Origin of the sequence: Sulfoacidibacillus ferrooxidans, assembly GCF_022606465.1 — a bacterium.
In the GTDB taxonomy this organism is placed as follows: Bacteria; Bacillota; Bacilli; order Alicyclobacillales; family SLC66; genus Sulfoacidibacillus; species Sulfoacidibacillus ferrooxidans.
Genome location: NZ_JALBUF010000029.1, coordinates 1 through 14,061, shown reverse-complemented (window position 1 = coordinate 14,061; position 14,061 = coordinate 1). Strand labels below are relative to the sequence as shown.

Here is a 14,061-nt window from a genome sequence, read left to right as displayed (position 1 = left end):
TTTTCACCGTATTCAATTTAAATTCCGTGCTGTATCTATTTGTCTTTGTCACCATGAACACCTCGAATCGATTTACTTATTTTCACACTCTCGATTCGTTGTGTCCACCCCTATAGCCTAACAGCAGTGAACGAACTCGACCTACCCGGCGTGGCCGTGGTCAAACTCAATGAAGAGAGCCATTTCGCCGTCAAGAAGCTTCTCGCAGCGGATGACCTCACGGGTGATTACCTTGTCTACGACCCGCTCTCCTACGAAAAAGACCAGAAGGATGACTGGCTACTTGACATCAAGCTATACAGCGAGGAATTCCGCGCTGATCTCGTCAGCTTGCAAATGGAGGAACTACTCGTCGAGCCATCGTCAGCGATGCGTAAGACGATGAAGCTATACGCGAAGTTTCTCGACAATAAAGACCGCAAGGCGAAACTGCGTAGAATCGGCAGGACATATCAGGCTCCGCTGCAATTTCACATCGACATCATGGCGGTGCTGTGCGGTTTGAACGGTGGCTCAGCTCAGGACGTGCTGATCGCCGTCCTGTCGAAGGGATTGGATAAAGACAGCAACGATGCATTGATGAGCATAGAGAAATTCGGCAACATCGAGGCGTTCTGGCAACTGGTACAAAAGTACACAGGTTATGTGACCGCGGAGGAACGCCCGCTTTCCGACCTTGCCGCGCATATCCTCGTCACCGCCTTGTCGCAGACGATACCGAACGCACTGAAAGGCTTGGAGCGGTTTGTTTCCGAACCTTGCAAGGCGTACTGCTATCAGCTTATCCACGAATGGCAGCGAGGCGATGGCAACGACGATTTAGTGGAAATCTGTCGCCATGTAGAGCACGAACTTCGCCTTGCCGACCGTTTTGACAAGACGGAGATAAAGGTTCTTTTAAAGAGCGACACCTTCCCCGCTATCGACGAAAGCATCCTGAAACGATTCTTCAATGAAATTGGCGAGAATGTCATCAAGATTGACGCTGTCATCGAAGTGGTGGAGAACCGTCGTACCTCCGCTTGGTATGGCCTGACGGCGAATTATTTCGAGAGTTTGTACTATATCGCTAAAATGCAGGAGTTTTACTTGGCGCACATTGAAGGCTTTCACGTTGTAGAGCCTGTTCAGGTGTGGAAACTGTACACGAACGACGTATACTACATGGACAGCTACTATCGACATTTCCATTATGAGTTCGGAATCATGCTCAAAAGCCCTCACGCTCTCTTGGAAGACGGCTTAAAAAAGTGTTCTGAAGTGGTTGAGCGATTGTACGGCGAATGGTTCTTGAAAGAACTCACTTCAACTTGGACGACAGCCATAGCCAGCGATTTGGATTCGCTCGGCTATGTATCCGAGATTAATGAGCAGCGCCGCTTCTACAACAGCTATGTTTCCCCGAACGTGAGCAAGGGTACTCGCGTATTTGTTGTGATTTCTGATGCCCTGCGTTACGAGGTGGCAGCTGAACTGTCCGAAGCCCTCGGTCATAACACTAAGGGCAAGGCGACGCTTGAAGCCGTTCAATCTGTATTCCCAAGCGTCACAAAGTTTGGTATGGCGGCGCTTCTACCTGGCAAAGAGGTATCAGTCAATGACAAGATGGAGGTATTTGTACACGGCAAGCCCACAGCTAGCACGGCACAGCGCGGTATGATTCTGAACACTGCCAACTCTGATAGCGTAGCCGTAACCTATAAAGACTTGCTTCAAATGCGACAGCAGGAACGACGAGACTTAATAGCGGGCAAAGATATCATCTATATCTATCATAATACGATCGATGCAATTGGTGATAAGCCAAATACAGAATCGAAGGTGTTTGAGGCTTGCGGCACGGCGATTGATGAACTGACAGCCATCGTAAAGATTATCGTGAATGACCTGAGCGGCGTGAATATCTTCATTACGGCTGATCACGGCTTCCTTTATACATACAAACCGCTTGAGGAAAGTCAGAAAATCAGCCGTCAGACATTTAGCGGTGAAGTATACGAACTCGGACGCCGCTACGCGCTTGTATCGCCAGAAACGACCGCGAATTACCTCTTGCCTGTCAAGACCGAGCGAACGCTTGGCGGCGTCCCTATGAAAGGATTTGCCCCACAAGATACTGTACGAATCAAGGTGCAGGGTGGTGGCGAGAACTACGTCCACGGAGGCATCAGTTTGCAAGAGATGGTCGTGCCCGTGATCGTTTACAAGGGCATGCGGACTGGCTATAAGAAGTATGTAGAAGTGCAGAATCCAGGGTTGTCACTGATTTCCGAGAGTCGCAAGGTATCAAATTTGATGTTTTCCCTCGACTTTCTGCAAAAGCAGGCCATCGGCGATAAAATACAGCCATGCAATTACACACTTCATTTTACCGACGACGTGGGTAACCCCATCAGCGACTTTCAAACGGTGATCGCCGACAGAACGAGTGCTAATGCTTCCGAGCGTGTGTTCAGAGTACGGTTTACCCTGAAACAAATGGCTTTCAACCGCAACAAAATATACCGTCTTGTTATTGCAAACGAAACGGATGTTCCCGAAGAGGTGGAGTTCCGCATTGACATAGCGTTTGCGGATGACTTTGGCTTTGACTTGTAAGATGAGGAGGATTTCGCGATGAATTTAGGGCAGACAGGCTACACGCCGGAAACGGATGACGCAAATGAAGTGATCTATCGTAAACTGCGTGAGCATTTCGACGGTAAGATTGTTCGCAAAGACCTGACTAAGGCGATTAAGGAAGGTGCGAACGTGCCTGTCTACGTCTTAGAATTTTTACTTGGGCAATATTGCAGTTCCGATGATCCGAAGATCATCGAGGACGGCGTAAGAAATGTTAAGCGAATTCTTACAGAGAACTTCGTGCGGCCTGACGAAGCGCAGAAGGTGCTATCCGGCTTACGCGAGCGCGGCAGTTATACGGTCATCGACCGCATCACCGTCAGCTTGAATATTAAACTCGACCGCTACGAAGCCGACTTCTCTAACCTTGGTGTTAGAGACATCCCCGTTTCGCCGGATTATGTGTCGAAATACGACCGCCTGCTTTGCGGCGGCATTTGGTGCATTATTGGGCTAGACTACGAGTACATCGAGGAAGAAAAGAAATCCACCCCGATTCGCATCGTGAAAATCACGCCCATTCAGATGCCGCACATTGATATGGACGAGATTAAGAATGGTCGTCGTGCCTTCACCAAAGACGAGTGGATTACCGTCCTGCTCCGCTCCACAGGTATGGAGGCAGATCGTTTCAACGACAGAGAGAAGTGGCTGCAACTCGCCCGTATGCTTCCGCTCATTGAAAACAACTTCAACCTCTGCGAACTGGGACCACGTAGCACGGGAAAGTCTCATCTTTACAAGGAAATCTCGCCGAACAGTATCCTCGTCTCCGGCGGGCAAACCACCGTTGCCAATCTCTTCTACAATATGTCAAGCAAGACTGTCGGGCTTGTAGGCCTGTGGGATTGCGTCGCATTTGACGAAGTCGCGGGCATCACATTCAAAGACAAAGACGGCATTCAGATCATGAAGGACTATATGGCTTCCGGTTCCTTTGCCAGAGGCAAGGAGGAAAAGGCGGCGTCAGCTTCTATGGCCTTTGTCGGGAACATCAACCAGAGCGTGGATGTACTGCTCAAAACATCACATTTGTTTGATCCATTCCCCGATGCTATGGCGTATGACACGGCGTTTCTTGACCGTATGCACTGCTATATCCCTGGCTGGGAGATTCCGAAATACCGTCCCGAATCGTTCACCAACGAATACGGCTTTATCACGGACTACCTAGCGGAATTTATGCGAGAAATGAGGAAAGAACCATTCGGTGACGTGTGTGATAAGTACTTCCGCTTTGGCAGCAACCTGAACCAGCGTGATGTCATCGCCGTCCGTAAAATCGTATCAGGATTTTCCAAGTTGCTTTACCCTAACGGCGAATTCGGCAAGGAGGACATCGAGGAAATCCTGACTTTCGCCCTCGAAATGCGTCGCCGTGTTAAAGAGCAGTTAAAGAAAATTGGAGGTATGGAGTTCTACGATGTGAACTTCTCTTATATCGACAATGAGTCCTTTGAGGAGCGCTACGTCTCCGTACCTGAACAAGGTGGCGGCAAGATCATTCCCGAAGGCGTGACAAATCCGGGCAATGTCTACACCATCTCGCAGGGCAAGACCGGAATGATAGGCGTGTATCGCCTAGAAACACAGATGCTCCCCGGCAACGGCAAGTTCGAACGTACGGGACTTGGTTCCGACCGTGATGCAAAGGAAGCCACGAACACGGCGTTCAACTACCTGAAAGCGAGCGGAAATCAGATAAGTGCCTCGATAAGCACGACGACTAAAGACTACATTACTAACTATCAAGACCTTAACGGCATCGGAATGACTAAGTTCTTAACCTTGCCGACGGTTATAGCCCTTGCTTCGTGCGCCCTTAGTAAGCCGACGCTGTCGAGCCTTGCTGTCTTGGGAGAAATCAGTATCAGCGGCACCATTCTCAAGGTTGAGGAACTGGCAAGCATCCTGCAAGTCTGCCTCGACAGCGGAGCAAAAAAAGTGCTGTTACCGATAACGTCCGCCGCAGAACTCGGCATAGTCCCAGCAGACCTCATAGGCGCGTTTAGCCTAATATTTTACTCAACCCCGCAGGAAGCCGTGTATAAGGCTTTGGGCGTGGAATAAGGACTTAATTTGTTAATTACGCCCTCTCTTAAAGAAAAATATTTGGGGTATTCCCTGTGACAAGCAATCAATACTTATGCCCCAAGCTATACCATTAAGTCTTCGATTTGCAATTGATTTGCACACTTATGTATTTAACACAAAACTCGGAACCTCATAACTCTGAGATCCCTCGGCATATCAAGCTTTTCTCGCGCACCCGGAGGAGTTCCCTCGCAAAACGTGGTTTATGAATTGCTCTCCGGGTGTGTCGCCAGATGATACGTATTTCTACAATTCCTTAAGTAGTAAGGCGCTTCAGGATCGAATATATTGCAATGTGTCGCCAAATATCAGGCGTTTGCAGACAGTTCATTAGTATTTTTATTAGCAAAACCGGAGTGTCCTTAATTAATCTGTTATTATTCACTCAAGCGAGCTATCATCATCTGTAAAATATTCCAGTTCATTCCTGTCGATTAGGAGTATCAGGAGTTGAGCTAAATTCGATAATACTATCGCTATCTGCCTAATAAACTCTAAGTCTTCTGTGACCGACTCTTGAGACATACTTCTGGTAATAAAAATCATGGTATTGTCGTTTATCTCTTCTCCGAACTTTGGCCACCTTGTAACGATTGGCACGTAGCCCATTTCTACAGAAACATGTATTGGAGATAGCTCCACAATATTATTAATTATGTGACTACCGTGTTTGATGGCATTATATGCCCTAGTAAGCCTTCGCTTTTTGCTCACTTCTTCAATATCATCCAAGTACGCTTCAGCCAGATTCGGAAGTAGTTCCTCTAACTGCTCGAAAAAAGCATCAGTTTCATATGGACTCACGATTGATCTAAGTTCACGCCGATCCTGTAGACGCAAGAGGCTTTCAGGTGATTTATCATTTGAAGTACATAGCCTGTAGAAGTCATTAGCTCGATTTTTCTTCATGTTAATAAAACGCGACGAAATTCCCGACTTGCCTCTATTCCTAACTGCAAAACAAAATCGACCCAAAGTTTCAAAGGAAGAGACAGCTTCAGCCACGATCTTAGCCCGCAGTACCATTTGAATTCTTGGACGGTCATCTGGTGAAACTCTCTTGTCTGTTGGAATTTGTTGAGCTTCGTGATACAGTGCTGTTGCTGTGTATTGATGAACCCAAGCACCAAGACTGTAAAAATCAAGCAGCATTTGTCGGTCGAGACTTTCAACCATTGGTGAGTCCATCTTCATTTGTAAACCTCCCCGACAGTAATAAACCAATCATTCACAACGTCTAACAACTTATCAACATCCCACGGGTCATCGTCTGGTTTCGGATATCGAATCACATCTTCACCGTACCACTGTAGCATATACCGATCTTCTCCATTTTCAGACAGCGTCTTGGCCACATAGTAAATTGTAGGTGAAGAAGGAGCTTCTGATTTAAACATCATACTCCCCTTACGCCTAACAGCTAAAAGCGGCCTCATAGTCCCCTCATAGCGTCGTTCTTTCGTGAGCACACTTTTTAAAATCGGTTTAGTGAGCATAATTGGTGCTTCGTAGTGGATGGTCTTGCAGATTTCATCTACCTGCCCTGCGTCTGAACAGTTCCAAAGCAGAATTCCTATATCCTCGACACCGTAATTTGTAGTCTCTTCACTCAGATTGAATGCGTGTTGAAGAGATGACATCATCTTTCTATGATCACCGATGAGAGAATACAGTTTAGCCAATTTCATCCAATGCATGTTTCGTTCACCATCGACTTCTCTTACATCTTCAAGCCACCTGATTGCATCGTGTGTGTAGTCTCCTTCTTCTAAATAAAGGTCTGGATCTAAATTCCCATATGTGGTTAGCCTTACATTGAAACCTTGACTTCGATCAATTCGATGCCATGCCCACCGAAATGTTGCTTCGGCGAACCGGGTTCCAATGTTCTCCGAGACCAGTGGCAGTTCTGGTTGTAAGCGGAGGGCACTTTCCATATACTCAGAAGCTCTTCGAATATCCGATTCCGAAAGCCCTCTGTTATACTCCGCTACAGCCCTCATGTGAATTGATAACTGTTTATTGATTTGACTGTTCCACACTTTCTTTTCCGCATCGATTGCAGCTTCAATTTTTTCATTTATTGATCCCAGGGAATATAGGCCAATAAGCCCTGTGATAATTCCTCCAAAAGTCGCGACACCACCGACGATGGACGCTAACCCAGCAAGTCCTAGAGAACCTAGAGCAGGGAGTGAGTATTTCAATGCACTTGCAATCACCAAAAGAATGATTGTGACAATGACCGAAATAGAAGCCATCCATCCTATCATGAGACCTTTCCTCAAAAGACTCTCACCAACCTCAATTAAAAGTCGTGATCAAATATCAATAAGCGTATCGGTCTATAAACATCTAAGCATCTTTATACACCAGTGATGGCACAGTGGAATAAGCCCAAAACACATGCCGAAACACTAAGTCAGTCTTTGCATTTACATTCTCGTCTGTGAAACTGTCCACGGGTAGACCTGTTGAACCACTATAAAGAAAATCCTTAATCGCTACCCACACTGCATCGCGGGTCGATTCCTTCTCACGCCAATGATCAATTTTCAGCTTCTCTTTCTTCAAAATCCTAAGAAGCTCCACTGCGACCTGCTTGACTTGTTTTACGTCCTTAGCCGATAAGTCAGGTTTCTTAAGAAGATCGAATATAGCCAGGGCCTCTTCCTTTAAACCTCAAATAAATTTCAGCAACGTTTCGAAAATTTTTTCTATCTTCTGCCGATCCTTTCGCGGTTATACTGGTCAACGATTTCCTCGTAATGTTTTTGAAAATCTGTCTGTAACGGATTCTGCATGAGTAAGTGACGAAGACGTTGTTCGATCACACTCTTCAAATTCTGTAAAGTTGTATTCACCAGAACTTCGTTCAAATTCCTTACGTAAGCGTTCAAAGTCAATTTTGGAGATGTCATAAGGCGTGGTCGACTCTCCAAAACGCTCATTATAAATGCTATATTCAGTTCATCTTAATTCTTCCACTGTGTTTGCATAGGTTCTAAGGCAACAAGCCTTGTGCCATTCCACTGATATGTGACACTGAAAGGAGTACCCGTTGGATCAGCTATTGAATCATTAGCCGTATATACGGCATATGTAACTTTTATTTCTCCAGTTCCAGCCGGTTCAATTGAATTAATGTATGTATCTGGTTTAGCGGTATCTGTTCCTATATATTTCGAACCATCAAAGAAAAATACCCATTGAACAGAACCATCGCCAGGCATAACTCCATTCCAAGCGTAAAGGGTATTTCCATGGCCATCGGAAACGGCCGCATTAGGTGATGATGCAGGAACATACCCCTTTGATAAAATAAGGTTTATTTGTGATTGTAATGTCGGACTCGCGTTAGTAACATTCGGGAATGAAGAAGAAGCGCTTTGTGTGCTTGATAATGAATTATTCTTGGCTTTAGACGATGGTGAATTTGATCCCGAGGTTACGGTCATATTCTGTAATTCCAAACTGGACAAGGATACTATCTTCAGGCTATCCTCATAGCTAAGGGCGTAAACCTGAATGTTGTTATTGGCCCACCCACCGTTGCCGCTGTTACCGTTATTCAATCCCTGTGTAGCATCATCTGGTTGCGTGTCAGGCTGTGTAGACGTAGCAAAAACAATTCCACCGGACGTAACGCCAAAATATTCACCGTCATTAGGAATGATCGTTGCCCAAGAAGCGTTGCCAGTATCCCAAAATCCATCTTGACCGAACGTGTGTTGTTTGTCATCAACGGCATTAAGATCAATTTCAGCTGCATAGGAACTGGTTGGTTGATTCAAATTTGATATTTTTCCGCTAGTATTCCCATAAGCAAAAAACGTTGGATAATAATGCTTCGGGTTTGATGAGGCATCATGGTATTGCTGAACGTTGGTCTGTAATTTTACAAGTGTCTTTAACAATTGTGATGCGGCTTGTTGCTGTTCAACATGTTCTTGCTGTTCTGATACTGACGTCCTAAAATTTTGTACGTCAGTATTATATTGATTGACGGAAGCAGATTTGAAGGTAAGTGGTTGAAGCATTCCGTCACTATTTGGAAAGTTCAACGTCAAGTTTTGTCCCGACAAGTTACCGGTAAGCATGTTATTTCCCGAATCAACAAGGTCAGTACTGAGTTCGATACTTACATTTGAACCAGAAATGGTACCTTCGATAGTAGCTGTAATGACGTGGACAGTGAATGAGTTAGGCGAAATGTCGACTTCTTCAAACTGTCCCGTAATATTGCCACTTTTATCAGACGCCCATTGTAAATACATAATGGTTTTGGAACTATTGTATAGGTATCCACGATCTGCTGTTATTGATGCTGGGTTGTTTCTATGCGTATTGGTAGTTGAATTAATGCTCTTATTGCCTGGCATAGTTCCGCATGCTGATATACCAAATATAGTTGCAAAACTGATTAGGGAGGTTATTCCTACATGGACTTTGGACTTCATTAGACGATTCTCCCCTACTCCGATTTCGATAATTTTCTCATGCAACGTTTTTGGAACGGTCTTTCCCTAATGTAAACACAAAACGAATAAAGACACATTATAAGTAGTAGAGAGCGGTATCGAAATCTTTTTTAACCGAAGCATCCTATTTCATAGATCGAGCCTGCTTTTAAATGTGGAAACTGATGAACGACACTATACGGGCTAAATTGAACTTCTGTCAAAGTGCAAGATACAAAGAAGAACTATGTAGGAGACGACTGTAGATGGCGAAGTTTGCATTTGTTAAGGTGTTTTGTTCAATTATTTTTAGTAATCCCATTTTAGGCCGATTTACGAGCGTGTAATTAGATTAAATGCGAGTTTTATGATTTTCAAATGTACGAGCCTATTTCAATACTTATGGTGACGTTACCTTAGTGAAGGAAGGATAAAACAAAATGATTAATATGATTCACTATCATCCTATCAAATGAATGCACGAACGAAAAGGGTTTTCTCAACGACAATTAAGGATAAATTGGGTTTATCTCGTAACACAGTAGCTACATATCTTGCAAAAGGAGAGAGATGCCAACAACACTGACACGGAAATAGAGTTACGATAAAGGTATGTATGGTTCAGAGGTGCAATGTGTATGGTATTGATTCAACAGGATGGGCATACTAGATTGGTAATATTATTATAAAATGATGTATTGTAAGTAGGCTTAGCCCGATGCTTTGCTCATTTTTTATCATGCATCGATTGGAACTCCGTATTTGTCATATATCAGATCATTGATTGAATACGAACACATTTGCACCAAATTTCGATATAGAGCGTTATGCTCATCCCATCTTTATAAACAACTACACTTTCTTTTTCCCCTCTAGTTCTACCTGTTTTCGCGCAAGTGGCGCATACACTAGGTATTTCTCCCTTAACGCGATGATCATTTTCGTTAGATGATCTGCCTCGGCGTTGCGGATTTTGTAGGTGTACACCACCACATCACCAAATTCATGCATGAGATCCCAAAAAGTATAGGCGGTTGGGTCGTATATTTCGGGGCGAAAATTTTTCACTTTTTGGCGGAAAGTAAAAAAGAGGAATAGATTATTTTCTGTATATTGATTATTGTTATTTTTACCTTCGATATATCGTTCTTGATCATCTTCTCCCTTCTCCCAGTGGTATACCAGCTTGCGGATGATATCTGAAAATGTGATGCCAAAAGCACTTTCTGAGTATGCGTAGAGGACACGCATAATCTCTTCTTCAAGCAATCCACGCATCTGAAAATACTCCGTTTTCGCTTGCTCTAACTTTCGATTGAGCTGCATAGTTCCCAATTAGTACTCCACCTTTCCAATTGCTTGCTCGACATGGTAGTTTTCTACATCTTTTTTCGTAATCTTTTTCAATGAGTAGTCTTGTTTTTCGTTAAAAAACGGATCATCAGCATAATGGAGTAGACGCGTGAAACGATTTGATTCGTATTCTGTGCAGTCAATGTTTTCGAAATAGGTCTTTCTATCGGCTAATTGTTTTTTTAACTTCCTGTAATGGCGACCCTTGTTATCGATGTTTTTTAAGATGCTAATGTATCTTTTGGTGTATATAGGCTGATTACGATCTTCTGCACACCACCATCTGTATACGCGATACAAGCGATGCGTAGTTTTGCCCAGTTCTTGATAGTCTTCATCAGTCAGTACATTTTTGATTCTACCGATGTAATTACTAGGATAGTAAGAAAATACAGCATCGTTGTGTAAGTCTCGTATGGCTTTTTCACCACGTTCAAATAAGTTTTCCATGCGCCAGAGTAACACAGGAGTTTCGAAATCTCGGTAGCCGCTAGTCAAATCTCCATAGGTCATCCGTTTAAACTTATATTTATTCTCTATTTTCTCAAGAAATAGCCACACGGAATGACGTTCTTCTAAGTATCTTCTCCGTCGTATGGCGCCTATCGCCGTTAAGCCAGAGTCTAGGCCGGATTGTTTGGAATGATCGGACAGTTTATCTAATAATCCGAAAAAAAGAACGGGAATCATAAAAAGAATATAGAACGCTAAGAGCAACGTGGGAATGACTACGAAAATATCCAACAATATCGCAACAAGAGGATTAGAGGTCATCATCATCGCCACCTTTCCATCTCATTGTACAAAAAAAATAACCGCCTCCGCAGGCGGTTTTGAGAGTCATTAACGCAAATTGGTTGGTTTTGGCTTGCGATCCCTGGACACCGGTTGTTTTTCTGGATCGGTTTGATTTTTTTTAACGTATGGTCCTGTTTGATGAACTTGATCATAAGAATCTTTCACATATTGACGGATGTTCAATCGTCCCGAACGTAGATCGGACATCATCAGTTCCAAGCGCTCTCTTTCGGATTGTTCCGGTTTCACACGACTCGGGGAGAGTTTGCCGTCTTCTTTGCGGATCGCACCAGGAAATTGGATGTGCCCACCTTGTACCATGTCGCGAGCTTGGGTATAGCGATAAAAAGGCAAGTAGCTCTGTTTCGCTTGTTGATAGGCTTTTTGAAATGATGGGTTACGATAGTTGACGTCCTCGTGATCTTGGTTGATGCGCCAGTGATCTTCGTACTCTCCTAATGTGTCTTCTACCGATTGATGTTCATGTTTTGGCATCACTTGTTCTAAGTTCATTTTATCCACATTGTATTTTTCAATATTCTCCGTATTGCCACTCCAAGCGGAACCGCCAGGTGCATATGGTTCATACGTATCTCCTGAGATATTCGCCATGCGTTTTTGTGCAGCATTGAGTTCGCTTGCATGACGTAGTTGATCTCGAAAAGATTTCATTTGATCTTGTTGCTGGTTCCATTTGGCTCGATGTGCTTGAAAACGAGGAAAAGCATGTGCGCCTAACTTCTCTCCTGCTTGATAGTATTTCCCTTTCGCCCATTGACTATTGGTGAGGTCGGCCATCTTCGCTTGAGCGATCACAGCCATATTGCTTGCCTGCAGTTCGTTTTTCATGCCTTGAGGGATGCTACGCAAGGCCCCTAGTGTGCTGGAATGAAAAGCCATACCCGGATGGATGCCGCGTCCTAGTAAATAAGAGGATGGCAAAGAACCACCTACACTGCCGTTGCCTCTTCCGGCCAAGCGATCCCCCATGGATTGACGACTATCCGTTCCGCTGACGATGCCCATTCCATCGGCATGGGCGATCGGCTCCCCTTTTTGCGTATGACGAGCCGCCATGACATCTTCAAAACTCTGTCCATGCGCAAGGGCGCTAGCGACCGTTTCAGGATTTTTGTGCAAATGATGCATAGCAGCACCAGCCAATCGTTGATCGACTGCTCGAAACGCACCCTTTCCTAGTTGCTTGGGGACAAAAGAAGCCGCCTTGATCGAAGCCCCTGCCACTTTGTCGGTGGCATATCCGGCGACAGCGCCTGCGGCAAGACCGCCTAAGAGATCATTGCCCATCATGGGAGCTTTGAATTCTTGAGCCACGACGTCAACGAACTTGCGCACATAGGCACCAGCTGCAAGAAATCCTACGACTCCTGCAATCGAGGTGAAGATGTCGCCTAGCCCTACAGCCGAGGAGGAAGAAGCCCCCGTGATATTCACCATGCCCATCGCTAAGGAGTACACCAGGGATTGACCGAGAGGCACGAGCATCTGAAAGATCCACTCCGTCCACCAGAGCTTGAAGATCCCTTTGGTTTTCTCGTTGGCATAACTCGCCATCGCGAACGGGAAGAGAATGACCCACACATCTAAAAAGATACCCCGGAATTTATACAAGATGTTGATGAAGAATCCCATCAAAACAGAAATAAACTGAACGATGTCGTGAAAAAGAACCGTAGCTGGGTTGGATGATGGATCGACGCCTTTGGATCCAATGGTGAATACACTGAGTGAATTGGCGCCAGAAAGAGAGAAAAGTCCAGCACACATATCCCACGATAATTGAGTGATGGCTACAGCCAGATAGGGCCCTGCAAATAGAAACAACATAGCCACGGCCCATCCGACGATCTCGTTTTTCAGTCGATCCCGTTGAATCGAGCTGTTATTGGCACGTGCGATGTTGGCCGCTCCGATGTAGGCTGCAAAGACCATGAAAGCGTAGGCTAACCACACGAACACTTGGATAAACGGTTGCATCACGATGGCATTATGACCGTTTGGAATCACGTCAAAAAAATTGCCAGTACCAAAGGCAAGGTGAGGATTGGACATCAAATTGCCAAGTACCACTTGAGGGACGTTCGATCCCATCGCGATCAGTAGTGCGGAGATCATACTCAAAAAACTGCCGATAAAGCCCACAATCAAGCTTCCAAACCAATTCAAGTTTCCACCTCCATTTCCATGTGTGTTGGATACCGTCGATCCGTTGGTGCTTGATGAAGTCGTCGATGAACCCTGTTGTGATGCCGATGGTTGTACGGATGGTAGCGACTGAGTTCCTCCACTGGATGAGTGATCTCCAGTGCTAGGATTCACCTGAATCGATTGTTGACCTGTGGTTTTAGCGTACTGATTGGCTACTTGTCCGATATAACTATTCAGATTCGTTTGAGCAAAACTATGCGATAGCACGACTAAGACGACGAAGGCGGCAACAAAGGCGAAGGTGGTCATCCAACGGTTGACAGTTTTCAACGATGGTCCCCCTAGCTCACTTGTCGTAGAAGCTGTGCTTCAGACACGACAAAACGTGTATTGAAGAGGCGGAATTCAAAGTCTGCGGTTGTGAACTGATTGTAAAATACTTCTTCTCCGACGCTCCATCGACCCTGACCACGCGTGAAACTCATGAGATCCTCAAATTCACGCTCTTCGATTTGAAAGATATCCATGATGGCCTTTTTGTCGTTTTTGTCTTGTTTGAGAAGGA

The 14,061-nt window shown here is 44.9% G+C and carries 9 protein-coding genes and 1 pseudogene; 2 read left to right on the top strand and 8 right to left on the bottom strand.

The window, feature by feature from the left end; genetic code table 11:
• The first annotated feature begins 126 nt into the window (after positions 1-126).
• Together pglZ and brxL are read left to right on the top strand one after the other, a co-directional pair.
• A complete protein-coding gene (gene pglZ, locus MM817_RS15590) occupies positions 127-2,598 on the top strand; it encodes a BREX-1 system phosphatase PglZ type A (RefSeq protein WP_241716848.1) in 2,472 nt (823 codons plus the stop codon).
• A gap of 18 nt (positions 2,599-2,616) precedes the next feature.
• Positions 2,617-4,692 carry a protease Lon-related BREX system protein BrxL gene (brxL, locus tag MM817_RS15585; protein ID WP_241716846.1) on the top strand — a complete coding sequence of 692 codons (2,076 nt, stop codon included), beginning with the start codon at positions 2,617-2,619 and terminating at the stop codon, positions 4,690-4,692.
• 405 nt (positions 4,693-5,097) lie between these two features.
• Here brxL and MM817_RS15580 read toward each other — a convergent pair whose 3' ends face one another.
• From MM817_RS15580 to MM817_RS15545, 8 genes and pseudogenes are all read right to left on the bottom strand, one after another.
• Positions 5,098-5,910: a hypothetical protein gene (locus MM817_RS15580; RefSeq protein WP_241716844.1), complete on the bottom strand. Its 813-nt coding sequence runs from the start codon at positions 5,908-5,910 to the stop codon at positions 5,098-5,100.
• Positions 5,907-6,989, bottom strand: coding sequence for a tetratricopeptide repeat protein (locus MM817_RS15575; protein ID WP_241716842.1), 1,083 nt, complete (start codon positions 6,987-6,989; stop codon positions 5,907-5,909). The genes MM817_RS15580 and MM817_RS15575 overlap by 4 nt, the downstream gene beginning before the upstream one ends.
• An 82-nt stretch (positions 6,990-7,071) precedes the next feature.
• Positions 7,072-7,290, bottom strand: a complete 219-nt coding sequence (locus MM817_RS15570) for a hypothetical protein (protein WP_241716840.1) — start codon at positions 7,288-7,290, stop codon at positions 7,072-7,074.
• Between the two features lie 401 nt (positions 7,291-7,691).
• Positions 7,692-9,098: an LppP/LprE family lipoprotein gene (locus MM817_RS15565; RefSeq protein ID WP_241716838.1), complete on the bottom strand. Its 1,407-nt coding sequence runs from the start codon at positions 9,096-9,098 to the stop codon at positions 7,692-7,694.
• A gap of 930 nt (positions 9,099-10,028) precedes the next feature.
• Positions 10,029-10,511: a hypothetical protein gene (locus tag MM817_RS15560; RefSeq protein WP_241716836.1), complete on the bottom strand. Its 483-nt coding sequence runs from the start codon at positions 10,509-10,511 to the stop codon at positions 10,029-10,031.
• On the bottom strand, positions 10,512-11,315 hold the full coding sequence (locus MM817_RS15555) for a hypothetical protein (protein ID WP_241716834.1): 804 nt from the start codon (positions 11,313-11,315) through the stop codon (positions 10,512-10,514).
• 57 nt (positions 11,316-11,372) lie between these two features.
• Positions 11,373-13,826 (bottom strand): hypothetical protein, encoded by a 2,454-nt coding sequence (locus MM817_RS15550; protein WP_241716832.1) that lies wholly within the window; start codon positions 13,824-13,826, stop codon positions 11,373-11,375.
• A gap of 11 nt (positions 13,827-13,837) precedes the next feature.
• A pseudogene (locus tag MM817_RS15545) lies at positions 13,838-14,061 on the bottom strand (conjugal transfer protein TraC); the annotation flags it as partial.